Source organism: Streptomyces sp. NPDC043746, assembly GCF_056436485.1.
Map to the genome: position 1 here is coordinate 42,353 of NZ_JBWKCM010000019.1, position 24,917 is coordinate 67,269.

23 protein-coding genes and 2 pseudogenes are annotated in these 24,917 nt (G+C 71.5%); 4 read left to right on the top strand and 21 right to left on the bottom strand.

Annotation, left to right across the window (positions count from 1 at the left end; genetic code table 11):
- Window positions 1-29 precede the first annotated feature (29 nt).
- The 8 genes from mnhG to AC0682_RS20660 all read right to left on the bottom strand — a co-directional run bounded on the left by mnhG (window position 30) and on the right by AC0682_RS20660 (window position 8,440).
- Window positions 30-389 carry a monovalent cation/H(+) antiporter subunit G gene (gene mnhG, locus AC0682_RS20625; protein WP_478534445.1) on the bottom strand — a complete coding sequence of 120 codons (360 nt, stop codon included), beginning with the start codon at window positions 387-389 and terminating at the stop codon, window positions 30-32.
- Window positions 386-721 (bottom strand): MrpF/PhaF family protein, encoded by a 336-nt coding sequence (locus tag AC0682_RS20630; protein WP_478534446.1) that lies wholly within the window; start codon window positions 719-721, stop codon window positions 386-388. Before AC0682_RS20630 ends, mnhG begins: the two co-directional genes overlap by 4 nt.
- On the bottom strand, window positions 718-1,296 hold the full coding sequence (locus AC0682_RS20635) for a Na+/H+ antiporter subunit E (RefSeq protein ID WP_478534575.1): 579 nt from the start codon (window positions 1,294-1,296) through the stop codon (window positions 718-720). Before AC0682_RS20635 ends, AC0682_RS20630 begins: the two co-directional genes overlap by 4 nt.
- A 44-nt stretch (window positions 1,297-1,340) precedes the next feature.
- Window positions 1,341-2,987 carry a Na+/H+ antiporter subunit D gene (locus AC0682_RS20640; RefSeq protein ID WP_478534447.1) on the bottom strand — a complete coding sequence of 549 codons (1,647 nt, stop codon included), beginning with the start codon at window positions 2,985-2,987 and terminating at the stop codon, window positions 1,341-1,343.
- Complete coding sequence (locus AC0682_RS20645; RefSeq protein WP_478534448.1) at window positions 2,984-3,604, bottom strand: Na(+)/H(+) antiporter subunit C; 621 nt, start codon at window positions 3,602-3,604, stop codon at window positions 2,984-2,986. Before AC0682_RS20645 ends, AC0682_RS20640 begins: the two co-directional genes overlap by 4 nt.
- The gene (locus AC0682_RS20650) at window positions 3,601-6,504 is read right to left on the bottom strand and encodes a Na+/H+ antiporter subunit A (protein WP_478534449.1); all 2,904 of its coding nucleotides are present in this window, start codon (window positions 6,502-6,504) and stop codon (window positions 3,601-3,603) included. Before AC0682_RS20650 ends, AC0682_RS20645 begins: the two co-directional genes overlap by 4 nt.
- Before the next feature lie 317 nt (window positions 6,505-6,821).
- Window positions 6,822-7,223, bottom strand: coding sequence for a RidA family protein (locus AC0682_RS20655; RefSeq protein ID WP_478534451.1), 402 nt, complete (start codon window positions 7,221-7,223; stop codon window positions 6,822-6,824).
- Window positions 7,220-8,440, bottom strand: a complete 1,221-nt coding sequence (locus AC0682_RS20660) for an acyl-CoA dehydrogenase family protein (protein WP_478534452.1) — start codon at window positions 8,438-8,440, stop codon at window positions 7,220-7,222. The genes AC0682_RS20655 and AC0682_RS20660 overlap by 4 nt, the downstream gene beginning before the upstream one ends.
- Before the next feature lie 146 nt (window positions 8,441-8,586).
- Between AC0682_RS20660 and AC0682_RS20665 the strand changes: the two genes are divergently transcribed.
- A complete protein-coding gene (locus AC0682_RS20665) occupies window positions 8,587-10,254 on the top strand; it encodes an AMP-binding protein (RefSeq protein WP_478534453.1) in 1,668 nt (555 codons plus the stop codon).
- Window positions 10,255-10,263: 9 nt separating this feature from the next.
- Window positions 10,264-11,085: a PaaX family transcriptional regulator gene (locus AC0682_RS20670; RefSeq protein ID WP_478534455.1), complete on the top strand. Its 822-nt coding sequence runs from the start codon at window positions 10,264-10,266 to the stop codon at window positions 11,083-11,085.
- Here AC0682_RS20670 and AC0682_RS20675 read toward each other — a convergent pair.
- The 7 genes and pseudogenes from AC0682_RS20675 to AC0682_RS20705 all read right to left on the bottom strand — a co-directional run bounded on the left by AC0682_RS20675 (window position 11,075) and on the right by AC0682_RS20705 (window position 15,889).
- Window positions 11,075-11,983, bottom strand: a complete 909-nt coding sequence (locus AC0682_RS20675) for a transporter substrate-binding domain-containing protein (protein WP_478534456.1) — start codon at window positions 11,981-11,983, stop codon at window positions 11,075-11,077. The two genes, AC0682_RS20670 and AC0682_RS20675, sit on opposite strands and share 11 nt — an antisense overlap.
- A 9-nt stretch (window positions 11,984-11,992) precedes the next feature.
- Window positions 11,993-12,727 (bottom strand): hypothetical protein, encoded by a 735-nt coding sequence (locus AC0682_RS20680; protein ID WP_478534457.1) that lies wholly within the window; start codon window positions 12,725-12,727, stop codon window positions 11,993-11,995.
- Window positions 12,724-13,170: a hypothetical protein gene (locus tag AC0682_RS20685; RefSeq protein WP_478534458.1), complete on the bottom strand. Its 447-nt coding sequence runs from the start codon at window positions 13,168-13,170 to the stop codon at window positions 12,724-12,726. The genes AC0682_RS20680 and AC0682_RS20685 overlap by 4 nt, the downstream gene beginning before the upstream one ends.
- A gap of 62 nt (window positions 13,171-13,232) precedes the next feature.
- Window positions 13,233-13,532: an STAS domain-containing protein gene (locus tag AC0682_RS20690; protein ID WP_478534460.1), complete on the bottom strand. Its 300-nt coding sequence runs from the start codon at window positions 13,530-13,532 to the stop codon at window positions 13,233-13,235.
- A 14-nt stretch (window positions 13,533-13,546) separates the two neighbouring features.
- A pseudogene (locus AC0682_RS20695) lies at window positions 13,547-13,651 on the bottom strand (LacI family DNA-binding transcriptional regulator); the annotation flags it as partial.
- Window positions 13,652-13,977: 326 nt separating this feature from the next.
- Entirely contained in the window at window positions 13,978-15,072 is a 1,095-nt protein-coding gene (locus AC0682_RS20700) for an endonuclease/exonuclease/phosphatase family protein (protein WP_478534461.1), read from the bottom strand.
- A 166-nt stretch (window positions 15,073-15,238) separates the two neighbouring features.
- On the bottom strand, window positions 15,239-15,889 hold the full coding sequence (locus AC0682_RS20705; RefSeq protein ID WP_478534462.1) for a TetR/AcrR family transcriptional regulator: 651 nt from the start codon (window positions 15,887-15,889) through the stop codon (window positions 15,239-15,241).
- A gap of 83 nt (window positions 15,890-15,972) precedes the next feature.
- Between AC0682_RS20705 and AC0682_RS20710 the strand changes: the two genes are divergently transcribed.
- Window positions 15,973-16,920, top strand: coding sequence for an NAD(P)-dependent alcohol dehydrogenase (locus AC0682_RS20710; protein WP_478534463.1), 948 nt, complete (start codon window positions 15,973-15,975; stop codon window positions 16,918-16,920).
- On the opposite strand, the gene AC0682_RS20715 is transcribed toward AC0682_RS20710, so the two are convergent.
- The 4 genes and pseudogenes from AC0682_RS20715 to AC0682_RS20730 form a co-directional block, all read right to left on the bottom strand.
- Window positions 16,839-17,390 (bottom strand): hypothetical protein, encoded by a 552-nt coding sequence (locus AC0682_RS20715; RefSeq protein ID WP_478534583.1) that lies wholly within the window; start codon window positions 17,388-17,390, stop codon window positions 16,839-16,841. The two genes, AC0682_RS20710 and AC0682_RS20715, sit on opposite strands and share 82 nt — an antisense overlap.
- A gap of 370 nt (window positions 17,391-17,760) precedes the next feature.
- Window positions 17,761-18,183, bottom strand: a pseudogene (locus AC0682_RS20720) (IS5 family transposase); the annotation flags it as partial.
- A 69-nt stretch (window positions 18,184-18,252) separates the two neighbouring features.
- Window positions 18,253-20,562, bottom strand: coding sequence for a bifunctional salicylyl-CoA 5-hydroxylase/oxidoreductase (locus tag AC0682_RS20725; protein ID WP_478534464.1), 2,310 nt, complete (start codon window positions 20,560-20,562; stop codon window positions 18,253-18,255).
- Window positions 20,547-21,374 (bottom strand): enoyl-CoA hydratase family protein, encoded by an 828-nt coding sequence (locus AC0682_RS20730; RefSeq protein WP_478534465.1) that lies wholly within the window; start codon window positions 21,372-21,374, stop codon window positions 20,547-20,549. The genes AC0682_RS20725 and AC0682_RS20730 overlap by 16 nt, the downstream gene beginning before the upstream one ends.
- 328 nt (window positions 21,375-21,702) lie before the next feature.
- On the opposite strand from AC0682_RS20730, the gene AC0682_RS20735 reads away from it, so the two are divergent.
- Entirely contained in the window at window positions 21,703-22,152 is a 450-nt protein-coding gene (locus AC0682_RS20735) for an ATP-binding protein (protein WP_478534466.1), read from the top strand.
- Here AC0682_RS20735 and AC0682_RS20740 read toward each other — a convergent pair.
- Both AC0682_RS20740 and argF read right to left on the bottom strand, forming a co-directional pair.
- Entirely contained in the window at window positions 22,103-23,590 is a 1,488-nt protein-coding gene (locus AC0682_RS20740) for an amino acid permease (protein WP_478534467.1), read from the bottom strand. The genes AC0682_RS20735 and AC0682_RS20740 overlap by 50 nt on opposite strands.
- 186 nt (window positions 23,591-23,776) lie before the next feature.
- Window positions 23,777-24,781, bottom strand: coding sequence for an ornithine carbamoyltransferase (argF, locus tag AC0682_RS20745; protein ID WP_478534469.1), 1,005 nt, complete (start codon window positions 24,779-24,781; stop codon window positions 23,777-23,779).
- Between the last annotated feature and the right edge of the window lie 136 nt (window positions 24,782-24,917).

A 24,917-nucleotide genomic window follows, 5' to 3' on the forward strand; every position in this document is an offset into this window, starting at 1 on the left:
CGTGATCATCCCGGGGAAGGGCGGACGGACTACTTCCTCTTCCCGTCGGTGAGCTGCTCGTCCAGGTCGTCGAAGAGCAACTCCTCGTGCTGGACCTGTCCGGTGCGGTACGCGGAGCGGGCGACCAGATGCGAGGCGACCGGGCCGGTGAGCATCTGGAAGAAGCCGATGAGCGCGAGCGTGGCGAGGTCCATGCCGGTGCGCAGCCGCAGGGCGACCCCTGCCAGCACCAGGATCATGCCGAGGGTCTGAGGCTTGGTCGCGGCATGGCTGCGGGAGAGCACGTCGGGCAGCCGGAGCATGCCGATCACGCCGAGCAGGCAGATCGCCGCGCCGAGGAGGACCAGCACGGCACCGGCCGTGTCGAGGATCTGGAGCCAGGCGTTCACTGCGGGCCCTTCTCGGTCTCGTCGATGCCGGGGGCCGGGGCCGCGACGGCGGGCCTGTCCCGTACGGCGATGAAGCGGGCGATGCCCACGGAGCCGGTGAAGCCGAGGAAGGCCAGCACCATCATGATCGGGAAGTAGAACGCGTCCCGTGCGAAGGCGGACTTGGCGCCGAGCCCGGCGATGATCAGTGCGGCGATCACGTCCAGCGAGATGGCCCGGTCCAGCATGGAGGGCCCGCGCCAGACCCGGACCAGCAGCAGGAGGCCCGCCACCAGCACCAGGATGACGGCGGCCGTCAGCAGGATGCGGTCGGTCTGTTCGAGAACACTCACGGGGCGGGCCTTCCGGCGTCGGGCAGGAGCGGTGGCGGTGGTTCGGCGACGCGGGCGATCTCGTCGGGGGTGCCGAAGGCCCGCACGGTCAGCTCCTCCAGCCGCCAGACCTGGCGCCGGGCGGCGGCCAACTGCTCGGGCAGATCGGCGTCCAGGACATGCAGGAAGACGGTGGCGGTGGCCCGGCGCACCTCGATGACGGAGCCGCCCGGCACGTTGGAGACCGCTACGGCGACGGCGGCGAGCATCAGGTCGCTGCGGCAGCGCAGGGGGACGCCGATGACGGCGGCCCGGTGCGGCAGACCGACGAAGATCTGCCGGGTGACCTTCACTCCCGAGGTGTACATGTCGTAGAGCAGATAGCCGGCGAGCCGGATGATGCCCCAGGGGTGGAGCCGGAGCCCCAGGTCCACCGGAGGAAGCGGGAAGGCCAGGCAGACGGCGGTGGCGACGATGACGCCCGTGATGATGTTGGCCAGGTTGAAGGTGGACCAGAGCAGCACCCAGATGAGGGTGAGCCAGGCGATCAGCGGCAGGTCCAGCACCCGTCCGCGGCGGCCGACCGTGCAGCTCATCGGCGGCAGGTCGGCGTTGCGGTACGAGAACCGCAGGAAAGGGCTCACCGGCCCAGCACCTCCTCGACGTAGGGCGTGCGCTGCAGCAGTTCGACGGCCGAGCGGTCGGTGAAGGCGGTCAGCGGACCGGCCAGGACCGTGAAGGAGAGGCCCAGCGCGATGGTCGCGGCGGTGGCCGCCGTCATCGGCCAGGGCAGCCGGCTGGTGGTGGTGACGGACTTCTCCCGCGGCTTCGCCGCGAGGGGCCCGTCGGACAGGACCGGGCTCACGCCCTCGTCTCCGGTGCCGGGCAGGCCGTCGGGGCCCACGTCGGCGTCGTCGTCGCTGTCGTCCTCGGACTCCAGGACGGTGCCCGCCTCGGCCTGTCCGGGCGGGGCCGCCCGCCAGAACGCCAGGTTCCACACCTTGGCGGTGACGTACAGCGTCAGCAGGCTGGTGACCACCGACCCGGCGACCAGGATCCAGGCCCAGGCGGAGCCGTCCGCGACACCCGCGCGCATCAGCCCGAGCTTGCCGATGAAGCCGGAGAGCGGGGGGATGCCCGCGAGGTTCATGGCCGGGACGAAGAAGAGGAGCGCGAGCATCGGCGCGGCCCTGGCCAGTCCGCCGAGCCGGGTCAGCTCCGTGGTGCCGCCCCGGCGCTCGATGAGTCCCGCGACGAGGAACAGGGTGGTCTGCACGGTGATGTGGTGGACCACGTAGACGACGGCTCCGCCGTACGCCTCCCGGGTGGCGAGGCCGATCCCGAAGACCATGAAGCCGATGTGGCTGATCAGGGTGAAGGAGAGCAGCCGCTTCAGGTCGGTCTGGGCGACCGCACCGAGGATGCCGATGATCATCGAAGCCAGAGCGACGGCCATCAGGAGGTCACCGATCCGGTTGCCCGGGAAGAGCAGGGTCTCGGCCCGCACCATGCAGTAGACGCCGACCTTGGTGAGCAGCCCGGCGAAGACGGCGGTGACGGGCGCGGGCGCTGTCGGGTAGGAGTCGGGAAGCCAGGCGGCGAGCGGGAAGACCGCCGCCTTGATGGCGAAGACGGTGATCAGCATGGCCTGGATCAGGGTCTGCACCCCGACGGGGAGTCCGGGCAGCCCCTCCGCGAGCTGGGCGAAGTTGACGGTGCCCAGGGCCGCGTACGTCATCGCGATGGCGATGAGGAACAGCATCGAGGAGAACAGCGAGATGATCACGTAGGTGGAGCCCGCCCGCATACGGGGTCCGGTGCCGCCGAGGGTGAGCAGGACGAAGCTGGCCACCAGCATGATCTCGAAGCTGACGAAGAGGTTGACGAGATCGCCCGCGAGGAAGGTGCAGGAGACTCCGGCGACCAGGATCAGGTAGGCCGGGTGGAAGACGGCGAGCGGGGTCTCCCGGTCCCGCTCGGTCATGCCCTGGCCGAGGGAGTAGATCAGCACGCAGAGCGTGACGGCCGAGGAGACCGTGAGCATCAGCCCGGCGAGCCGGTCGGCGACCAGGGTGATGCCGAGCGGCGGGGCGAAGTCCCCGAGGTGGACGGAGAGAGGGCCCTGGCGGTCGGCGGCGATCATCAGGGCGATCGACAGCGCCAGCACGGCGGTGAGCACGGCGACGCTGATGAAGCGCTGGAAGCGCTGCATCCGGGTGCCGAAGGTGAGGCTGAGTCCCGTGGCGCAGAGCGGCAGGAGCACCGGCAGCGGGACGAGCGCGTTCATCCGGCGGCTCCTCTGTCGTCTCGGGGGTAGCGGTCGTCGGCCCTGGCGTCGCCGTCGCGCTCGTAGTCCTCGGGGTCGGCGCCGATGACGTCGTTCCAGAGGTCGCCCGACGCGTCGCGGCCACGGGCCTGGCGGGCGCGGTCGGCGCGGAGCCGGTCGCGGAGTCTGCGGCGCTCCTCCCGGTAGCGCTCGCGCTCGTCCGCGGTGGGTTCGGCGCCCGAGCGGAACTCCTCGCGGAGCTGGGCGCGCTCGCCGAGCACTTCGGCGCGGAGCACGATGCGCCGGTCCTCCAGGTCGTCGTGCACCTCGTCGGTGCCGGTGATCTGGTGGCTGCGGTAGGCCATGGCGAGCAGGAACGCGGTGGTGCCGAGGGTGATCACGATCGCGGTGAGCGCGATGGCCTGCGGCAGCGGGTCGGTGACCAGGTCCAGGTCGGCCCCGTAGAGCAGCGGGGCGGCGCCCGCCCTGCCCGCCGAGGCGATGATCAGCAGGTTGACCCCGTTGCTCAGGATCACGGCGCCGAGCAGGATGCGGGTCAGCGGCCGGGTGAGCATCAGGATGCCGCCCACCGCGCAGAGCACCACGGCGGTGGCGAGGAGCGAGGCGCTGACGGTCATCGGGGGACCCCTCCCGCCGCGGGACGGTCCGGGGCGTTGAGGGCTCCCGCGGCCCGTTCGATCTGCCGGTCGATCTTGGCCCCGAGGGCCCGGACGATGTCCAGGACGACGCCGAGCACCAGCAGGTAGACGCCGAAGTCGAAGAGGACCGGCGTACTCATGTGGAACGCGCCGAAGATCGGCAGGTGTCCGTGGTAGGTGAAGGCGTGCAGGACGGTGCCGTCGATCAGACCGAGCAGGCCGACGCCGGTGGAGATGAAGAGGCCGAGTCCGGTGAAGAGCCCGGGTTGCAGGGGCGCGGCCTGGGCCAGTTCGAAGCGGCCGCCCGCGAGATAGCGGGTGATGAGCGCGACCCCGGCGACCAGTCCGGCGACGAAGCCGCCGCCGGGCATGTTCTCGGCGCAGAACAGCAGGTAGACCGAGAGGATCAGGATCGGGTGGAAGAGGAGGCGGGCCACCACTTCGAAGACGATCGAGCGGTGCTCGGGGGCGAGGGTGGAGCCGGCCGCCAGCCAGCTGCGCTCGGGCGCCACGTCGTCGCCCCGCGGCAGCCGGATGGTGTGCTGGGCGGCGAGCGACCAGGCGGTGCGCCCCTTCAGCTCCTCCGGCGGCATCGGTCCGTCGCTGCGGCGGTGCAGGTAGATGAGGCTGGTGACGCCGATCGCGGCGGCGGCCAGCACCGCGGACTCTCCCATGGTGTCCCAGGCGCGCAGGTCCACCAGGATCGTGGCGACCACGTCCTTGTACCCGTGGGCCGCGACCTCCTCGACCATGGCGGCACCGGCGGGGTCCGCGGTCCGGGCGGCGGCGGCCACCCAGACGGCGACGCCGACGGTCGCCGCGGCGACGAGGGTCACCGGGATGCGGACCGCCCTCCGCCAGGGCGAGACGGTCTCCTCGAAGTGGACCGGCATCCGGCGCAGCACCAGGACGAAGACGACCATCGCGACGGTCTCGACGCAGAACTGGGTGAGCGCCAGGTCCGGCGCGCCCTGGACGACGAAGAGCAGGGCGGCCCCGTATCCGATCAGGCCGCTGAGGACGACCGCCTTCATGCGGCGCCGTACGGTCAGGCACATCAGAGCCGCGATGCAGGTGAGCACGGCCACGCCGCCCTGGAGCCAGTTGTCCCAGAGCCGGGGGGCGGGGGCGCCCTGCCACGGGGTGTCGGTGATCAGTACGGCGAGCTGGCCGGCGACCATCACCAGCAGCGTGGTCGCCAGGTAGACCGAGAGGGAACCACGCTGGATGAAGCCGGTGACCTGGAGGGCGAGCCGTTCCTGACCGAGCAGCAGATGGCCGAAGACGCTGTCGGCGGTGGGCCAGGCGACGCGGCGGGAGAGCTCGGCGACGGTGGTCCGGGCGAGGAAGAGGCCCACACCGGCTGCCCAGGCGACGGCGGACAGGAGCAGCGCGAGGCCGAACCCGTGCCAGAGGGCCAGGTGGTAGGGGTTCTCGGTGGCCGGGTAGGTGTCGGCGTACGCGGAGAGCAGCCGGTCGGTCAGGCCGACGGCGGGGCCGAGGACCAGGCCGAGGGCGGCGAGCAGGGCGGGCGGGGCGAGGAAGGCCCAGCCGACGCGGTGCACGGGGGTGTCGGGGACGCCGGGCTTGCGGGCGAAGGCGCCCCAGACGAAGCGCAGGGTGTACGCGGTGGTCAGCGCCGAGCCCACGACGACGACCGCCAGCGCCCACCGCTCGGCGGTGGAGCCGTGCAGCAGCGCCTCGAACGCGGCTTCCTTGGCGGCGAAGCCGAGGAGTGGCGTCAGGGCGGCCATGGAGGCGGAGGCGAGGCCGGCGACCCCCGCGACGTACGGCAGGGAACGGCCGACTCCGGAGAGCCGGCGCAGGTCGCGGGTGCCGGTGGCGTGGTCGACGATGCCGGTGACGAGGAAGAGCGGGGCCTTGAAGAGGGCGTGGCCGAGGATCATCGCGACGGCGGCGAGGGCGGCGTTCCGGTTGCCGGTGCCGGCGAGCAGGGTGAGGAAGCCGAGCTGGCCGACGGTCCCGTAGGCCAGGACCAGCTTGAGGTCGTTGAGGCGCAGGGCGCGCCAGCTGCCGAGCAGCATGGTGGCGCCGCCGAGCACCAGGACGACGGGCTTCCACACGGGCACGTCGGCGAAGGCCGGGGAGAGCCGGGCGACCAGGTAGACACCGGCCTTCACCATCGCTGCGGCGTGCAGATAGGCGCTGACCGGGCTGGGGGCGGCCATGGCGTTCGGCAGCCACATGGAGAACGGCCAGATCGCGGACTTCGACAGGGCGCCGCTCAGGATCAGGACGAGGGCGACGGAGAGGGCGAGGGTCGTCTCCGGAGGGTCGGCCACGATCGCGGAGATCCGGTACGTACCGGCGGCGTGACCGACGATCAGGAAGCCGACCAGCATGGCGAGGCCGCCGAGCGTGGTGACCGTCAGGGCCTGGAGGGCCGAGCGGCGGCTGTGGCGGTGTTCGCTGCTGTGGCCGATCAGCAGATAGGAGAAGACCGTGGTCAGCTCCCAGAACACATAGAGCGTGATCAGGTCGTCCGCGAGGACCAGGGCGAGCATCGCGCCCGCGAAGGCCAGCAGGTTCCCGGCGAACCGGGCCAGTTGCGGCGTGTCGTCGCGGAAGTAGGAGGCGCAGTAGACGAGGACGAGCGCGCCGACCCCGGTGGCCAGCAGCACCATCAGCTCGGAGAGCGCGTCCAGACGGAGGTCGAGCCCGACCTGGTAGTCCGGGATCCACTGCCAGGACCAGGTGACCGCGTCGCCGGAGGCGGTGGTGTTCCACTGTGTCAGCGCCCAGCCCGCGGCGGCCGCCGGGGGCAGGGCGAGCACGACGAAGGCGCGCCGGCCCAGCCGGTGCACCAGGGGGCCCGCGCAGGCCGCCAGCGCGAAATGGAAGAGGACGAGCGCGATCACAGGGCGGTGTGCGGGTCGGGCTGGGAGACGGGGACAATCCGGATGGAGGGCACCGAATAGAGATATATCGCGCCACCGGATTCACCGGACCGGCACGCCGCGCACGATCCGTCCCGCCTGGGCCGGGGGCGGCTTCGAAGCGCCGTCGGCCGGGGCACGGGGGCCGCCGCCGGTGGAGTTGTTCTTTGTGGTGCCGTGCCCGGCGAGCCTGACGCGGTCTTCTTGGCGGCCTCTTTACGGGATGGTTGCTTCGGCGTCTCCGGGGTCGGGAGGAAACGGGGCGCGACCGGGCTCGCACGCCGGGGCGGCTCGACCCCTCAGGGCAGGACGGCGATCCCGTCGATCTCGACCACCGCCTGTTCGTCCCAGAGCCGGGCCACCCCGATGACCGCCATGGCCGGGTAGTCGCGCCCCGCGAGCCTGCGCCAGATCCGGCCCAGTTCGGGGGCGTGGGAGCGGTAGTCGGCCACATCGGTGGCGTAGACGGTGACGCGGGCCAGGTCGGCGGGGGCGCCGCCCGCCGCGTGCAGGGCGGTGAGCAGATTGGTGAGCGCGGTGGCGAACTGTTCGGGCAGGGTCGCGCCGACGACCTTGCCCTCCGTGTCGAGGGCGGTCTGCCCGGCCAGGAAGACCAGATGGCCCCCGGTGGCGACGACGGCGTGCGAGAAGCCGGTGGGCGGGGAGAGTTCGGCCGGGTTGATCCGGTGGGACGGGCTCATGGGGTCGGCTCCTGGGTACGGGGGGTGGTGGCGGCCTCCTGGGCTGCGGGCTCCCGGACGTCCGCCTGCCGGGGCGCCGGCTGCCGGGCGTCGGCCTGCTGAGCTGCCGTCGCGTACAGCTCCTTGGCGATGATGGCGCGCTGCACCTCGCTGGCGCCCTCGTAGATCCGGGGTGCGCGGACCTCGCGGTAGAGGTGTTCGAGCAGATTGCCGCGGCGCAGGGCCCGGGCGCCGTGCAGCTGGACGGCGGTGTCGACGACGTGCTGCGCGGTCTCGGTGGCGTACAGCTTGGCCATCGCGGCACGGCGCGGCACCCCGCTCTCCCCCGCGTCGTACGCCGCTGCCGCTGCGAACACCAGGAGGCGGGCGGCCTCGGTGCGGGTGGCCATCTCGGCCACCTGGTGCGAGACGGCCTGGAGATCGCTCAGGGTGCCGCCGAACGCGGTGCGGTGGGCCGTGTGGGCGATGGCGGCGTCCAGGGCGGCGCGGGCCATCCCGACGGCGAAGGCGCCGACGCTGGGGCGGAAGAGGTTGAGGGTGTCCATCGCGACCCGGAAGCCCCGGTCGGGCTCCCCGAGGACGTCGTCGGCCGTGACCGGTACGCCGTCGAACTCCAGGGTGCCGATGGGGTGCGGGGAGAGCATGTCGAGGGCCTGGCCGGTGAGTCCGGGGCGGTCGGCGGGGACCAGGAAGGCGGTGATCCCGCGCGATCCGGCACCGGGGGTGGTGCGGGCGAAGACGGTGGCGAAGTCGGCCTCGGGCGCGTTGGAGATCCAGCACTTCTCACCGGTGAGCCGCCAGCCGCCGGGGGTGGGGTCGGCGGCCAGGGCGAGGGCTCCGGCGTCGGACCCCGCGCCCGGCTCGCTCAGGGCGAAGGCGGCGACGGCCCGGCCCTCCCGGACGCCGGGGAGCCAGCGCTCGCGCTGGGCCGGGGAGCCCGACCGGACGATCGGGGTGGCGCCGAGCCCCTGGAGGGCGAGCGCGGTCTCGGCCTCGGTGCAGCCCCGGGCCAGCGACTCCCGCAGCAGGCACAGGTCCAGCGCGCCGGAGCCGAACATCCGCTCCAGCAGGCCCAGCTCACCGAGGGCGGCCAGCAGCGGGCGGTTGACGCGTCCGGGCTCCCCCTTCTCCGCCAGCGGTCGGAGCCGCTCCTCGGCGAGGGTGCGCAGCTCCTCGCACCAGGCGGTCTGTTCCGGTTCGAGGGAGAATGCCGTCATGGCGGCGCCTCTCTTGTCGCTTCTCTGGTCATTTCGCGTCTGCGTCTTGTCGCGTCCCAGTCTTGCCGCGGAACCGTCTTATCGCGGACCGTTGACTACCGTCACCCAAACGATACGCTCCAGAAGCGACAAGGGGGCGATCCTTCATGGAGCCGAATTCCTCGAGCACGCCGAACACGCCCACTGCCGCCGCCGACGCGTCCGTACGCGTCCCCGGCGCGCACACCGACACGTTCACGCGCGACCATCTGCCACCGCGGGACCAGTGGCCGCGGCTCCTCCTCGGACCGCCCGCGCCGCAGTACCCCGATCGGCTCAACTGCGGCCACGAACTGCTCGACCGCACGATCGAGGAGCGGGGGCCCGACCGCCCCGCACTGCGCTCGGGCGACGGCGGCGTCTGGAGCTACGGCGAGCTGCGGGAGACCGTGGACCGCATCGCGCACGTCCTGACCGGTGATCTGGGCGTGGTGCCCGGCAACCGGGTGCTGCTGCGCGGACCCACCACACCGTGGCTGGCCGCCTGCTGGCTCGCCGTCATGAAGGCGGGCGCGGTCGCCGTGACCGTCCTGGCGCAGGCCCGGGCAGGCGAGCTGGCCACCATCTGCTCCCTCGCCCGGGTGAGCCACGCGCTGTGCGACGCGCGGTCGGCCGCGGATCTGGCCGAGGCGGATGTGAAGGGGCTGCGCACCACCCTGTACGGCGGCGAGGACCCCGACGACCTGACCCGACTGGCCGCCGCGCACGTCGGCTCCGGCCCGTACCGGGCGGTCGACACGGCCGCCGACGAGGTCGCGCTGATCGCCTTCACCTCGGGGACCACCGGGCGGCCCAAGGGCTGTATGCACCTGCACCGGGACCTGCTGGCCGTCGCGGACACCTTCTCCCGCGAGATCCTGCGGCCCGTCCCCGACGACGTGTTCGCGGGCAGCCCGCCGCTCGGCTTCACCTTCGGCCTCGGCGGGCTGCTGGTCTTCCCGCTGCGGGCCGGGGCCTCGACGCTGCTGCTGGAGCAGGCCGGGCCGCGGCAGCTGCTGCCCGCCCTGGCACGCCACCGGGTCTCGGTCCTCTTCACCGCGCCGACCGCCTACCGCACGATGCTCGGGGAGCTGGACGGCCACGACCTCTCCGCGCTGCGCCGCTGCGTCTCGGCCGGGGAGAACCTGCCCGCCGCCACCTGGCACGCCTGGCGGGAGGCGACCGGGCTGCGCATCATCAACGGCATCGGCGCCACCGAGCTGCTGCACATCTTCATCTCCGCCGCCGACGACGCCATCCGCCCCGGCACCGTGGGCGTCCCCGTGCCGGGCTGGCAGGCCAAGGTGGTCGACCAGCACGGCGAGGAGCTGCCCGACGGCGAACCGGGGCTGCTCGCCGTCCGCGGCCCGGTCGGCTGCCGCTATCTCTCCGACCCCCGCCAGACGGAGTACGTCCGGCACGGCTGGAATCTGACGGGCGACACCTTCGTCCGCGAACCGGACGGCTACTTCCGTTACGTGGCCCGCGCCGACGACATGATCATCTCGTCGGGCTACAACATCGCGGGCCCCGAGGTGGAGGACGCCCTGCTGTGCCACCCGGAGGTCGCGGAGGCGGCGGTGGTCGGCCGGTCGGACGAACTCCGCGGGGAGATCGTGGTGGCGCACGTGGTGCTGACGGAGGACTCGGAGCAGACGGCGGACTCGCTGCGCGCCCATATGAAGGCCAACCTGGCCCCGCACAAATGCCCGCGCGTCTTCGCCTTCGAGCAGTCGCTGCCGCGCACCGCGACCGGCAAACTCCAGCGCTTCCTGCTCAGGAAGGACACACCCTAGAGTGATCACGTGGCCGAGCTGCGCACCCCCCGTTCCCTGATCGTCACGCTCTACGGCGCCTACGGTCGACCCTCCGACCACGCCCCCTTCCCGGTGTCGGAGCTGATCCGGCTGCTCCACGCCGTCGGCGTCGACGCGCCCTCCGTACGCTCGTGCGTCTCGCGGCTGAAGCGGCGCGGGCTGCTGGTGGCGGCGCGGGCGGCGGACGGGTCGGCGGGGTACGCCCTGTCGCCGGACGCCCGCCAGCTGCTCGACGACGGGGACGGGCGGATCTACGACCGCCCGGCGCACCGGCTGGCCGACGGATGGGTGCTGGCGGTCTTCTCGGTGCCCGAGGCCGAGCGGAGCAAGCGCCATCTGCTGCGCTCCCGGCTGGCCCGGCTCGGCTTCGGCACGGCGGCCCCCGGGGTGTGGATCGCCCCGGCCGGGCTTTACGAGGAGACCCGGCACACCCTGGAGCGGCTCGAACTGGCCCCTTACGTCGACCTGTTCCGCGGCGTCCACCTGGGCTTCACCGCGACCCGGGAGTCGGTGGCGCGCTGGTGGGACCTGGAGGCGGTGGCCCGACTCCACCGGGACTTCCTGGAGTTGCACGAGCCGGTGCTGAGGGAGTGGGAGGCGGCTCCCGCCACCGAGGAGGGCCCGCGCCCGCAGGACGCCTACCGGGACTATCTGCTGGCCCTGGACTCCTGGCGCCAACTCCCCTATGCCGACCCGGGCTTGCCGCAGGAGCTGCTGCCTCAGGGGTGGCCGGGCGGGCGCTCGGCGGAGGTGTTCGGCAAGCTGCACGAGCGGCTGCGGGACGCCGGGGAGCGGTTCGTCAGGGGCTGATGCTGCCGCGGCACGAGCGGGCCTCGATCTCGGCGGCGCTCGGCTTGTGGCTGCTGATCCAGCCCGGATCCGCCTTGATGAGTGCGGGCAGGGAGGTCTCCACGTCCCTGATCCAACCGCTGGTCCCGACATGCCTCTTCAGCCAGGACGCGAGCCTGCGGCAGTCCTCGGCGTGCCCCTTGGGCAGCCCGATGCCGTAGTGCTGGGGGGCTCCTATCGTGACGTCAGGCACCACGCGCAGGCCCTCCTTCTCGTGCTGGCGCGCGAAGCCGTAGAGGATGGCCTGGTCGGTGGAGACCGCCTGCACCTGGCCGTCCACCAGCTGGTCGATACAGTCGGAGGCATCGGTCAGCACGACGGGATCGGAGCCGCTGCTCTCCCTGATGCCGTCCAGCGCCTCGACCGACGTGGTCCCCTGCCAGGTGCAGATCCGGCTGCCGCGCAGATCGCTCAGCCGCTCGACACCGGCGCTCTCCGGGCCGACGAGAAAGCCCTGGCGGGTCTTGAAGTACGGGCCGACGAAGTCGATCGCCTCCATCCGCTCGGCGGTGATCGAGAACGAGGCGATGGTCATGTCCGCCTTGCGCTGAAGGAGTTGGGTGATCCGGTCCCCCGAGGAGACGTCGACGGGCTCGCTGAAGGGGACGTCGATCTCCTCCTCGATGTGCTGGAGCATGATGAAGTCGAGCCCGGAGCGGTCGTAGTTCGAGGAGTACGACAGGCCGGGCAGGTCGTTGTGCATCGCGACCGTCACCCGTTTCACGCCGAGGAACTCCCGTTCCTCCTGCGGGGAGGAACAGGCCGCGGAGGCCACCAGCAGGCCCAGCGCGGCAAGGCCTGCGGCCAGTCGGCCGGTCCCGGGCCGCGCCGGGCGCCTTCTCTCTCGGGTGGAAGCCACGGTGTCCTCTCAGTCGTGCAGTACGGCGTGGGCGACGGACAGGTTCATCCAGCACCCTTCGTCGGTCCGCAGGGTGATCTCCACGTCGATCGGGCCCCGGAGCCCGCCGAGGGGGAAGCCGATCGTCTGTCCGCCGCGCACATCCTCCACGCGCGTGCTCGCGACCCCGCGGAGCTGGGCGGAGTAGCGGGTCTCCGGTGCGCAGAACTGGGCGGCCCGGTCGGCGTCCCGGACGGTGAGGGTCAGCCGCAGCCGTGCACGGTCGGCCGGGCTGTCGACCACGAGGCCCACCGTGGAGCCGTCGGTGAACGGGCCACCGCCGATCCGGCTGCGCCCGGTGACGTCCAGCTCACCGTGGTCCGCCAGATGGTCCATGCCCACCACCGCGGACAGCGAGCCGATCAGGGCCGTCGCCGACATCAGGACGCGCCAGTGGGGTCGGCCTCTGCGCACCGGCAGGACCAGCCGGAGGAGCACCAGGGCCACCGAGAGGCCGAGCGCGACGTGGACCCAGAGGAACTGGCGCGCGGGCCCGGCCGGGGCGGTGACCAGGGCGACGGCGGCGAGCGTCACCACCAGCAGGAAGGGGGGCCAGTTCCAGACGCTCCAGCGCCGGGCCCGGTCCGTGAGGTCGACGAAGTCCCCGACGAGGACGCTCAGGAAGAGTTTGCCGACGAAGCCGATCGCCGGGGAGTTGGGTCCATGGGTGACGGTGTCGCCCCGGGGCGGCGGTTGGGCCGTCAAGCCGTTCCGCCGTCCGGTCCGCCGTTGAAGGTGAAGGTCGCCGTGTGCACGGTGCCGATCGCCGGGGAGTTGGGCCCGTGGGTGGTCACCTGGATCCGGTCACCCGCCCGGTGTTCGCTGTGGACGACACCGATGGAGTGGACCAGGGAGCCCGCACTCAGGTCACCGCCGTCGGCCAGCCATCTCCCGATCGCGCTCTCCAACATCTCCCGCTCGCGCAGCGGCAGCCCTTCGATGGCCGTGGCCGCGTCGGCATCGTCCCCCGTGAGGGGCGGGTCCTCGCTCCCCCGGTGGAGCACCGCGCCGAGCAGTCTGCGCCCCCGCTCCACCGCGCTGTCCGCCAGAGCCTGTCGCGCGGAGTCGACGACGGCCCCGGCGAACGAGGTCGCGGCGGCGCTGACGAACGGTGCGATGACTGCGGCGGCAGCCAGCAGTTCGGACATCTGCCCTCCCCCGAGTAGAGGGTCAATTTTACTCGGTTTCCCTTGCGGAGAAAGGGAGTTGGCTAGGGCGGGTCCGGCGGGTCGCCCCACCGTTCGCGGTTTGCCTCGTCCTTGCCTTCATCCATCAGCAGCTCTTGCACACCCAGAAGCCGGATGATCTGCTCAACCGTCTTGGACGGGTGGACCACCAGGAGACGACTACCCGCTTCCCGGCAGTGCCTGTGATGCGCCAGCAGTAAGTTGACGCCGGATGAGCCGATGAAAGTGACGTCGGCGGGATTCATCTCCACCCTGCGCGGCCACAGGGGCAGCGGCAACGCTTTCAACGACGGCGCGGTTTCCATGTCGAAGTCCGCACGCATTCTCAGAACGGGCAGCGGGCGCGCGCCTCCTTGCTGAGGGACGGACGGCTGTTCAGCACCCGCGAGACCGTGGCGACGGAGACCCCCGCCGGGGTCGCGACATCTTTGGTGCTCGCCATGTCCGGACCACCTCCTTGTGGTTTCCGTACACCTCGAAACCAGAGGGTGGACCGCTCCTGCACGGCTCCATGGAATCGATCGCGCGGCGGAAGGCAAGACTCCGCTCCCTGTCCGAGACCGGATCGTGACGCGAGGGCCCGCGAAGGCCGCCCGTCTACCCCTGTCCCGGAGCGGGCACTCCCTCACCGTCGAGGCGTGATCGGCGATCTGTCACGCGCGGCCGGGTACGGCTCCCACCGCCTCAGCGGGCGCCCCTGACGCTCGCCCCCGGCGGTCCCGTCGCGGTCGGCGACACCGGACGCTCCCGACCTGAACACGAGTCCGCTCAGCGCGTGCTCACCCGGAACGTGCTCAGTACGGCCTTGTGGTCGGTCGGCCAGGTCCACGTGGGCCTCCAGAACGGGTCCCTGCCTGATTCCTCCACCCGCCGATTGCGCACGATGGTGCTGGACGGCCCGACGATCACACTGTCGAGGAGCTGGATCCGGCGGTCCGGGTGGTAGAAGACGAAGTCGATCCGGTCCCGCTCGTCCGCTTTCGGCGCCCAGGTGAGCTCACCGACGTCGGCACCCGGGTTGTCGCTCGGCCAGGTGAAGCCCGGGGTACGCACGGGGTCGGGGTGGACCGCGCGGTAGCTGTCGCGGAACCCCGCGTCCTCGATGGCCTTCGTCGTCGACCACGCGACGACGGTGCCATGGTGGTCGAACAGGTTCCGGGTCCGGTGGTTCCAATCGCGGTGCGAGGGCTCGTTGAAGTCACCGGCCAGCAGCGCGAGCCGCCCCTTGGCGCGTTCTTCTGCGGCGTCCGCGAGCACCGTCCTCGTCACCGCTGTGCGCCCCGAAGCCTCGTTGAGCCGTTCTATCAGGCCGACATCGGTGATCGGACCGGTCGGAATCTCGTTCCAGCCGTACTCGGAGGTCTCAAGGGGCGCCGGAGTGCCGCCGCCGTATCCGCGCGGGAGGTAGTTGACGTAGTAGCGGTACTCCAGATGACCGGAGTAGGCCGCGACCTCGACGCCGTCGACCGAGACGACCGCCTTCGACCAGGAGGGGAAGGACGCGTACTCGATGATCGGGTAGCGCGAGATCACCCCGGGGTCCGTCGGATTCCTGTTGTCGAAGTACGTCAACCCGCGCGCGGCGAGATCAGCCAGGAGGTGGGCCACCCGTTCCGGGTTGGACTCGCTGAGCATCACCACGTCGGGCTCCACGGCGGCGACGGTGTCGGCGATCCCCGCCCGGCCCCCCGGCACCCGGCTGCCGCCGAGCCAGATGTTGAACTGCATGACCTTGAGCGTTCGGTTCGCGGGAGGGCGGCGGCCGTGGACATCCCGCGGCCTGGCCTCGGCCGCGCCCGTTCCCAGCACTCCGGCTCCGACGGTCGCGCCGACCATCCCGAGCAGCTCACGACGCTTGACCATCCATGACCTCCAGTAGTTGCCGTCCATCCGCGGCACGAGCAGGACCGATCGTCCCTGGCGTTCATGCATCCCGGATGAACCCGGCGACAACTCCTGGTTGTCGGGGGTCGACAGAGCCTGGCACCGCGCTCGGCGGTCGGTTGAGCGAAGGAGCCCCGAGGCCGGCTCACCGGTCCGCCAGACGTGACTCGAGGCTGTCGAGGATGAGGCCGAGGCCGTAGTCGAACTCGTCGGCATAGGAGTAGTCCCGCCGCACGACGTGCTCGGTGACCAGCTCGGCCAGGTGCGGGTAGGCGTCAGGAGGCAGCTGGTCCTGGAGCTCGCCGACGAACTCCCCGGCCCCGGCGCCGGCGTCGAAGGGCAGGTTGAGCTCGGTCAGCACGAAGCCGTGGACGTAGGCGTCGATGGCGGAGAAGGCGTGTGCCGCGAGCGCGACCGAGAAGCCGTTGCCACGCAGACAGCCGAGCACGGCGTCATGATGCCGAAGCAGGGCCGGGCCGGGGACGCGGCGCGATTCGATGAGGCCGAGGGCCCATGGGTGCCGCGACAGGGTGGCGCGGGCCGATGCCGCACGGTCGGCCATCGCCGGGCGCCAGGGCTGATGGGGTTCCGGCAGCGCGATCCCTGTGAAGATCCAGTTCGCCAGGGCGTCCAGCAGCGCGTCCTTGCCCGCGAGGTGATGGTAGAGCGACATCGCCTCGACGCCGAGTTCCTTGCCGACGTTGCGCATACTCACTTGGGCGAGGCCACCCCGGTCGGCGACCTGGACCGCACCCTCGATGATGCGGTCGTGACTGAGGGCAGAGCGCCGCGGCATGACAGGGCCTCTCGGATCAGGCTTGCTTCCTTACGCTCGTAAGGTTACCGTCCCCCGTAGGCTTACACCCGTAAGGAGAGGTCATGCAGGCAGCAGTCATCGATCGGTACGGCTCGCCCGATGTCGTGCGCATCGGGGAGGTTCCGCGGCCCGCGCCACGTGCAGGCGAGGTGCTGGTGCGCGTGAGAGCGGTGGCGGTCACCTCGGGCGACTCGCGTATCCGCGGTGCCCGGTTCCCCGCCGGCTTCGGGTTGCTCGCGCGGCTGGCGTTCGGCGTGTTCCGCCCCCGGCGGACGATCCTCGGCAGTGCCTTCTCGGGGGAGGTCACGGCAGTCGGCGAGCGCGTCCACGACGTGGCGCCGGGTGACGAGGTGTGCGGTATGACCGGGGCGAAACTGGGCGCACACGCCGAGTACGTCGTGGCCTCGGCGAAGAAGCTCGCGCGGAAGCCGTCCACGGTGAGTCACGAGGACGCGGCCGGGGTGCTGTTCGGAGGCTCGACAGCGCTGCACTTCCTCCGGGACAAGGCTTCGGTGAGCCCCGGCATGTCGGTGTGCGTCAACGGCGCGTCGGGCGCGATCGGCACGAATGCCGTCCAGCTGGCGAAGCACTTCGGCGCAACCGTCACCGGTGTGACCAGCACGGCGAACGCCGACCTGGTGACCGACCTGGGAGCGTCCCAGGTCATCGACTACAGAAAAGACGAACTGGCGGAGGTCGCCGACCGGTTCGACGTGGTGCTGGACGCGGTCGGCAACCTCTCGATCACGTCGGGTCGGCGCCTGCTGCGCCCCGGAGGAGTGTTGCTGCTGGCCGTCGCGGGCCTGGGCGACACGGTCCGCGCCCGCGGCGACGCCGTCGCGGGCCCCGCGCCCGAACGGGCCGAGGACTTCGACTTCCTTCTGCGGCTGGCTGCCGATGGCGCGCTCCGTGTCGTGATCGACCAGGTCTACGATCTGCGCGACATCGCTGCGGCGCATCGCCGGGTCGACAGCGGCCGCAAGATCGGCAACATCGTCGTACGCATGTAGCCCCTCCACATGTACGTCGCCCACTGCGACCGGTGCGGCATCCCTGTCCGGCGCACCCCGGCCGTCACCGTCCCTCCGTCGACACCGGCAACGCCGCCCCGCGCCACTTCGCGGACACGGCGGACCGTGTCGGCCTCGTCGCCGGACTCCGGGTCACACCGGCGGCCCGCCGGCGACAGAAGGACGGCGCTGCCGCAGTTCGCTGAAACGTTCGGTCTCCCGGGTACGCCGGGCGACGATGATGGTGTCGTCCGCCTCCACGACGGTCTCGGGGTGGCGTAGGTGAAGCCCTCGCCGGGGCGTTTGATGGCGACGACCGTGATGCCGTAGCGGGAGCGGACGGCGCTGTTGGAGAGGGGCAACCCGATGATGTCGGCGGGCGGGTTGGTCTTGACCATGGCGAAGTCGTCCTCGAACTCGATGTGGTCCAGCATGCGGCCCCGTACGAGGTGGGCGACGCGCTGCCCCATGTCGCGCTCGGGATAGACGACGCGGTGGAAACCGAGCTGCGTGAGAATCCGGCCGTGTGCCTCGCTGATGGCCTTTGCCCCCCAGTTGGCCGACCGGAAGGCCGGCGAAGAAATCAGGTTCGCCGTACCGAGGGGCGACTACGAAGAACCCGAGTTCGTCGTCACCATCGACTGACAGCGAAGCCGATCGCACACCGCTCATGCCCTGAGCATCCGGGCCGTGAGGGTGTTCACCAGCTGTCGCGACCTCGAAGACGGTAGACACCAAGCTCAACCCCTGCCGCCCGTACTCTGTGGCCACTCCAGGGAGTAACCAGAGAGACGGGCGGACTTGCTCGTCGTCTTGAACCGGCGACAGCATCGGGCATCCGCGAGGAAGGCCATGAGATGGACGTGCTCGTGCTAGGGGCTTTCCGGCATCGCCACCCAGGTGATCAGGGCGAGCCACGCCGCTGCAGGCGCCCGCAGCGTGCTGATGGGCCCGGCAGGAGGTCGAGTCCACGCTGACCATGCTCCAGTCGATCCGGCCTCCGCGTCAGCATCGGCCTGGACGGCTCGTAGGATCCGGTCCCACGTGCCGTCCGCCGACCAGCGCCGGTGGCGGTCGTGCCCTGTCTTCCACTTCCCGAACCGTGCTGGCAGATCACGCCACTCAGCCACCGGTCCGCTGCCGGAAGAGGATGCCATTGATCACCCTGCGATGGCTCTTCCCACGACCGCCACGTCCCACGTTCTTCGGCAAGTGCGGCTCGGGCCGAGCCCACTCCCGATCCGACAGATCACCCCGCCCCACACCAGCCGGAACGATGCAACCGCCAACCTGGTTACACGACCCATCGGACAGGGCCTAGCCCCCGGGCGATCACTCCAGGGTGAGCCGGGGCTTGGGGGCGTCCGTGCGGCCGGTGGGCGGGGTGCGGCTGCCGGCGCCGTACGGGAGGGGCCAGGGGGCGCCCGGGCCGGTGTAGCCCTGTTCGGCCGCAGCGTGGAGGGTCCAGTGGGGGTCGTAGAGGTGCGGGCGGGCCAGCGCGCAGAGGTCGGCGCGGCCCGCGAGGAGCAGGGAGTTGACGTCGTCCCAGGAGGAGATGGCGCCGACCGCGATGACCGGGACGTCGACGGTGTTGCGGATCCGGTCGGCGTACGGGGTCTGGTAGGAGCGGCCGTACTCGGGGCGCTCCTCGGGCACCACCTGGCCGGTGGAGACGTCGATGGCGTCGGCCCCGTGGGCGGCGAAGGCGCGGGCGATCTCCACGGCGTCGGCCGCGTCCGTGCCGCCCTCGGCCCAGTCGGTGGCGGAGATCCGGACGGTCATCGGCCTTTCGGCGGGCCAGGCCTCACGGACGGCGTCGAAGACTTCGAGGGGGTAGCGGAGCCGGTTCTCCAGGGGGCCGCCGTAGGCGTCGGTGCGGTGGTTGGTGAGTGGGGAGAGGAAGCCGGAGAGCAAGTAACCGTGGGCGCAGTGGAGTTCGAGCAGGTCGAACCCGGCGGTGGCCGCCCGGCGGGCCGCCTGGACGAACTGGTCGCGGATGGCGGCGAGCCCGGCCGTGTCCAGCTCGCGCGGGACCTGGTTGACGCCCGGCCGGTACGGAAGCGGGGAGGCGGCCGAGACGGGCCAGTTGCCGGTCTCCAAGGGCTGGTCGATGCCTTCCCACATCAGCTTGGTGGAGCCCTTGCGGCCGGAGTGGCCGAGCTGGACGCCGATGGCCGCGCCGGGGGCGGAGGTGTGGACGAAGTCGGTGATCCGCCGCCAGGCGGTGCCCTGTTCGTCGGCCCACAGGCCCGTGCAGCCGGGGGTGATGCGACCCTCGGGGCTGACGCAGACCATCTCGGTCATGGTGAGTCCGGCACCGCCGAGGGCGCGGGCACCGAGGTGGACGAGGTGGAAGTCGCCGGGGAGCCCGTCGGTGGCCGAGTACATGTCCATGGGTGAGACGACGACCCGGTTGCGCAGCTCCAGGCCGCGCAGCCGGAGGGGGGTGAACATCGGCGGGGTGCCGGGCGGGCAGCCGAACTCCTCCTCCACGGCGGCCGCGAACGCGGCGTCGCGCAGCCTCAGGTTGTCGTGGGTGACCCGGCGGCTGCGGGTGAGGAGGTTGAAGGCGAAGCGGCGGGGCGGCTGGTCGACATAGCCGGCCAGCTCCTCGAACCAGCGCAGACTGGCCGCCGCCGCCCGCTGGGTGGAGGCGACGACCGGGCGGCGCTCGGCCTCGTACGCCGTCAACGCGGCGGGCAGGTCCGGCTGTTCCTCGATGCAGGCGGCGAGCGCGAGGGCGTCCTCGACGGCGAGTTTGGTGCCGGATCCGATGGAGAAGTGCGCGGTGTGGGCGGCGTCCCCGATGAGGACCGTGTTCCCGTGCGACCAGCGGGAGTTGGTGACCGTACGGAAGGCGATCCAGCTGGACCTGTTGGAGCGCAGGGGCCTGCCGCCCAGGGCCTCGGTGAAGAACTTGGCGCAGCGGGCGGTGGATTCGGCCGGGTCGCAGCGGTCGAGCCCGGCGGCCCGCCACACCTCCTCGCGCATCTCGACGATGACGGTGGAGGCGTCGGCGGCGTACGGGTAGCCGTGCAACTGCATCACGCCGTAGGGAGTTTCGGCGATCTCGAAGCGGAAGGCGTCGAGGGCGAAGTCGGCGGCCAGCCAGGTGTAGCGGTTGCGGTGTTCGGTGAGGGAGGGGCCGAAGACGTCGGCGTGTGCCCGGCGGGTCGCGCTGTTGACCCCGTCGGCGGCGATGACCAGGTCGTGGTCGGCGGCCAGCTCGGCGGCGGGCGGGGCCTCGGCGCGGAAGCGGAGGTCGACGCCGAGGGCGGTGCAGCGCTCGTGCAGGATCTCCAGCAGCCGTCGGCGGCCGAGCGCCGCGAAGCCGTGGCCGCCGGAGGTGTGGGTGTGGGAGCGGTGGACGATGTCGATGGTGTCCCAGCGGACGAACTCACGGCTGAGGGCGCGGTAGACCTCGGGGTCGGCGTGTTCGATGCCGCCGAGGGTCTCGTCGGAGAGGACGACGCCGAAGCCGAAGGTGTCGTCGGGGGCGTTGCGCTCGTAGACGGTGATCGTGCGGGCCGGGCCGAGCCGCTTGAGGAGGGCGGCGGCGTAGAGTCCGCCGGGTCCGCCGCCGATGACCGCGATGCGCCGCACGGACGGTCCGCTGCCCGCCACGGCTACCTTCCCCGCCACTTCGGGGGCCGCTTCTCGGTGAAGGCGGCGTGGAACTCGGCGTAGTCCTCGCCGTGCATGAGGAGGGCCTGGGTGTTGGCGTCCAGCTCGACGGAGGCGGCGAGCGGCATGTCCAGTTCGGCGGTGAGCAGCGCCTTGGTCTGGGCGAGGGCGAGCGCGGGGCCGTCCGCGAGGCGGCGGGCCAGCTCGGCGGCGCGGGCGTCGGCCTGGCCTTCCTCGGTCAGCTCGCTGATCAGCCCGATGCGCTCGGCCTCGGGGGCCCGCACGGCGTCCCCGAGCATCAGCAGCCGGGTGGCGTGGCCGAGGCCGACGACCCGGGGCAGCAGATAGGCCGCGCCCATGTCGCCGCCGGAGAGGCCGACCCGGGTGAAGAGGAAGGCGAAGCGGGCGGTGGGGTCGGCGACCCGGAAGTCGGCGGCGAGAGCCAGCACGGCTCCGGCCCCGGCGGCGACGCCGTGGAGGGCCGCGACGACGGGGAAGGGGCATTCACGCAGGGCCCGTACGACCTGGCCGGTCATCCGGTTGAACTCCAGGATCGCGGCGGTGTCCATCGCGAGGGTGGCGCCGATGATCTCGTCGACGTCGCCGCCGGAGCAGAAGCCGCGCCCTTCACCGGCGAGGACGAGGGCGCGCGCGGAACGTTCCCGGGTCAGCTCCGCGAGCAGGTCGCGCAGGTCGGCGTAGGCACCGAAGGTGAGGGCGTTGAGTCGGTCGGGCCGGTCCAGTGTGACGGTCACCACACCGTCCTCCCGGGTGACCCGGAGGTGACGCCACTCCTCCACGCGCTGGGCGGAGCTGGGATACGAACTCATGAAGGGGTTCCCTTCAGCATTCGGGCGGGTCGCCGACCGGGCGCGGGGCACGTTCCACCACCGAAGCTATCACTCGTACGTGACTGTCGTCACGAGGTCGCGATAGACAAGCCATGAGACCGTTGTGGCGAAAGTCCTGTTTGCACCGGCCGACCGGCTCTATGGCCGGGACCGCGCGGTTCGTAAGGTTGACCCCAGGAAGTCTCGATACGCGATGCCGATGAGTCGAGAAACCCCGTTTCGTCGAGATGCCCCGGCGAGTCGCGCAGCTCCGACGCGCCGAGACATCCCGCCGCAAGGAAGACCCGCTCCCGAACGGAACCCCGCCGTGCCGCCCGATCCCGCCGCTCCCGCCTCCTGGCGCATCGCCCTGCCGCACTCCACGGCAGCCGTGCCGATCGCCCGCGCCCTCGTCCGTACCGCCCTGTCGGACATCGACGCCCCGGCGGACAGCGACACCGCCGAGCTGCTGACCGCCGAGCTGGTGGCCAACGCGGTCGAGCACACGGTGAGCAGCGAGCCGATCGAGCTGGTCGTGGAACTGCTGCCGACCGGCTGCCAGGTCGAGGTGCACGACCACGACCCGGCTCCGCCCGGCGACCTCTCCCGGCCCAGTCCGGGCTTCGAGGTCGACCCCTGGCAGGAGCACGGGCGCGGTCTGCTGCTGATCCGGACCCTCAGCGCCGCCTGCGGCCACCGCACCACGGAGCACGGCAAGGCCGTCTGGTTCACGCTTCCGGCGATACCGTCCCAGCCGGGTCCGTCCCCGGAGAGCTGACCAGCCGGGACCGCTTGCGCCCGTAGCAGGTGTAGAGCAGCGAACCCGCGGCGAGGAAGACCGCGAACTGGAGCCAGGTCGTCCAGCCGGTGCCGTACATCAGATACAGGCAGAACACGACGCCGAGCACCGGGCTCGCCGGGTAGAGCGGCACCCGGAAGGTCCGCTTCAGCTCGGGGTTGCGGCGGCGCAGCACCACGACGGCCGCGTTGACCGCGACCATGATGGCGAGTGTGCCGATGGTCGTCAGGTTGACGACGACGTCCAGCGAGGCGAAGGCGGCCGGTACGGCGAAGACGCTGGCCACGATCCAGGTGTTGGCGACCGGGGTGTGGGTCCTGGGCGAGACCCGTTCGAAGACGCGCGGGATCAGCCCGTCGCGGGACATCGACATCAGGATGCGGGTCTGCCCGTACATCACGGCGAGCACCACCGAGGCGATGGCGACGACCGCGCCGAAGGCGATGACGCCCCCGCCCACGGCGGAGTCGGTGACCTGGTTGACGACCAGCGAGAGGGCCGCGGGCTTGTCGGAGACGGCGTCCGCGCCGAGCGCCCCGATGGCCGAGAGCGCCACCGCGCAGTAGAGCAGCGTGACGAGGCCGATGCAGATCAGGATGGCGATGGGGATGTTCCGGCGGGGGTTCTTGACCTCTTCGCCCGCGGTGGTGATGGCGTCGAAGCCGATGTACGAGAAGAACGCCAGCGAGGCGCCCGCCGTGATCCCGCCGAGGCCGTGGCCGGCGAACGGCACGAGGTTGTCGTCCTGGAACGCGGTGAAGGCGATCGCGCAGAACGCCAGCAGGATGCCGATCTTCAGGACCGCCATGGCGGCGGTCGCGCCCGCGCTCTCCCGGACACCGCGCACCAGCAGGGTGGCGGCCATGGCGATCACCACGACCGCGGGGAGGTTGACCACCCCGCCGTCACCGGGTCCGGCGGAGACGGCCGCGGGCAGCTGCCAGCCGATCAGGCTGTTCAGCAGCTCGTTGACGTACTGGCTCCACCCCACCGCGACGGCGGAGACCGAGACGCCGTACTCCAGCATCAGGCACCAGCCGACGAGGAACGCCGTGCGCTCGCCGAGGGCGGCGTACGCGAAGGAGTACGAACTTCCGGAGACCGGGATCGCGCTGCCCAGCTCCGCGAAGGCGAAGGCGGTGAAGATGCAGGTGATCGCGGCCAGGACGAAGGAGATGACGACGGCGGGCCCGGCTTCGGAGACGGTGTCGGAGAGACCGACGAAGATGCCGGTGCCGACGATGGCCCCGACGCCGAAGCAGACGAGCTGGAAGAGGCCCATCGTCCGCTTGAGGCCGTGGCCCTCCAGGTCGCCGCCGGACTCGGCGATGAGCTGGGCGGGGCTCTTGCGGCGCAGACCGGGCCGGGAGGGGCCGGTGCGCTTCGGGGGGCCGGAGTTCGGCAGACCGGGGCTCATGCGGGACGTTCTCTTCTCTGGTGGTGCAGTGGGGGGGCGGTTCCGGCCGCGCGGGGGCGGCACGGGAAAGGGGCCCGGGCGCGTCAGAGCCCGAACCCCACCAAGAGGCGACATGGTAGCCACCTCCGCGCATGTTCACCCAATCGGGTGTATGAGCATGCGAACCCCCGCCCGTGTACGGGCGCGCTACGGGCCCGCCAGCGTGGCCACCAGGACGGCCTTGATCGTGTGCATCCGGTTCTCGGCCTGGTCGAAGACCACGGAGTGCGCCGACTCGAAGACCTCGTCGGTGACCTCCAGCTCGGTGAGGCCGTGGGCGGCGTGGACGTCCCGGCCCACCTGGGTGCCGAGGTCGTGGAAGGCCGGCAGGCAGTGCAGGAACTTGACGTCCGGATTGGCGGTGGCCCGCAGCACGTCCATCGTCACGGCGTACGGGGCGAGGGCCGCGATCCGCTCGTCCCAGACCTCCTTGGGCTCCCCCATCGAGACCCAGACGTCCGTGGCGACGAAGTCGGCGCCCCGGACGCCCTCGGTGACGTCGGTGGTGAGCGTGACCTTCGCCCCGCTGACCGCGGCGAGCTTCTCCGCCTGGGCCACGACGGAGGGGGCCGGCCAGTACATCTCGGGGGCGACGATGCGGATGTCCAGGCCGAGCAGGGCGCCGGTGATCAGGTAGGAGTTGCCCATGTTGAAGCGGGCGTCCCCGAGGTAGGCGAAGGCCAGGCCGGTGACGGGCTTCTCGCTGTGCTCGGTCATGGTCAGCACGTCGGCGAGCATCTGGGTGGGGTGCCAGTCGTCGGTGAGGCCGTTGAAGACGGGGACACCGCTGTAGGCGGCCAGCTCCTCGACCACCTGCTGGCTGTCGCCCCGGTACTCGATCCCGTCGAACATCCGGCCGAGCACCCGGGCGGTGTCCTTCACCGACTCCTTGTGGCCCATCTGGGAGCCGGAGGGGTCCAGGTAGGTGGTGAAGGCGCCCTGGTCGGCGGCGGCGACCTCGAACGCGCAGCGCGTACGGGTGGAGGTCTTCTCGAAGATCAGCGCGATGTTCCTGCCGCGCAGCCGCTGCACCTCGGCCCCTGCCTTCTTGGCCGCCTTCAGCTCACCGGCCAGCGCGACCAGACCGAGGAACTCCTCGGCGGTGAAGTCCAGCTCCTTGAGGAAGGGGCGGCCGGTGAGGTCGATGGCCATGGTGACTGCTCCAGGGGGACGGGGGTGTCTGCGGGATCCACGGGGCCGTGGATCCTCAGGGGGGCGGCGGAGAATGTTGGAAGTCTATACGATCATCCGCATCTATATACAGCCCCCTGGGTCCGGAAACCGTCGC

Coding starts and splice junctions, on each gene's coding strand:
- AC0682_RS20635 (WP_478534575.1), bottom strand. CDS start 1,296: ATGAGCTGCACGGTCGGCCGCCGCGGACGGGTGCTGGACCTGCCGCTG.
- AC0682_RS20690 (WP_478534460.1), bottom strand. CDS start 13,532: ATGCGTGCGGACTTCGACATGGAAACCGCGCCGTCGTTGAAAGCGTTG.
- AC0682_RS20730 (WP_478534465.1), bottom strand. CDS start 21,374: ATGAGTTCGTATCCCAGCTCCGCCCAGCGCGTGGAGGAGTGGCGTCAC.
- argF (WP_478534469.1), bottom strand. CDS start 24,781: ATGGCCATCGACCTCACCGGCCGCCCCTTCCTCAAGGAGCTGGACTTC.
- AC0682_RS20705 (WP_478534462.1), bottom strand. CDS start 15,889: ATGCCGCGGCGCTCTGCCCTCAGTCACGACCGCATCATCGAGGGTGCG.
- AC0682_RS20665 (WP_478534453.1), top strand. CDS start 8,587: ATGGAGCCGAATTCCTCGAGCACGCCGAACACGCCCACTGCCGCCGCC.
- AC0682_RS20685 (WP_478534458.1), bottom strand. CDS start 13,170: ATGTCCGAACTGCTGGCTGCCGCCGCAGTCATCGCACCGTTCGTCAGC.
- AC0682_RS20700 (WP_478534461.1), bottom strand. CDS start 15,072: ATGGTCAAGCGTCGTGAGCTGCTCGGGATGGTCGGCGCGACCGTCGGA.
- AC0682_RS20655 (WP_478534451.1), bottom strand. CDS start 7,223: ATGAGCCCGTCCCACCGGATCAACCCGGCCGAACTCTCCCCGCCCACC.
- AC0682_RS20640 (WP_478534447.1), bottom strand. CDS start 2,987: ATGAACGCGCTCGTCCCGCTGCCGGTGCTCCTGCCGCTCTGCGCCACG.
- AC0682_RS20740 (WP_478534467.1), bottom strand. CDS start 23,590: ATGAGCCCCGGTCTGCCGAACTCCGGCCCCCCGAAGCGCACCGGCCCC.
- AC0682_RS20645 (WP_478534448.1), bottom strand. CDS start 3,604: ATGACCGTCAGCGCCTCGCTCCTCGCCACCGCCGTGGTGCTCTGCGCG.
- AC0682_RS20660 (WP_478534452.1), bottom strand. CDS start 8,440: ATGACGGCATTCTCCCTCGAACCGGAACAGACCGCCTGGTGCGAGGAG.
- AC0682_RS20710 (WP_478534463.1), top strand. CDS start 15,973: ATGCAGGCAGCAGTCATCGATCGGTACGGCTCGCCCGATGTCGTGCGC.
- AC0682_RS20715 (WP_478534583.1), bottom strand. CDS start 17,390: ATGGGGCAGCGCGTCGCCCACCTCGTACGGGGCCGCATGCTGGACCAC.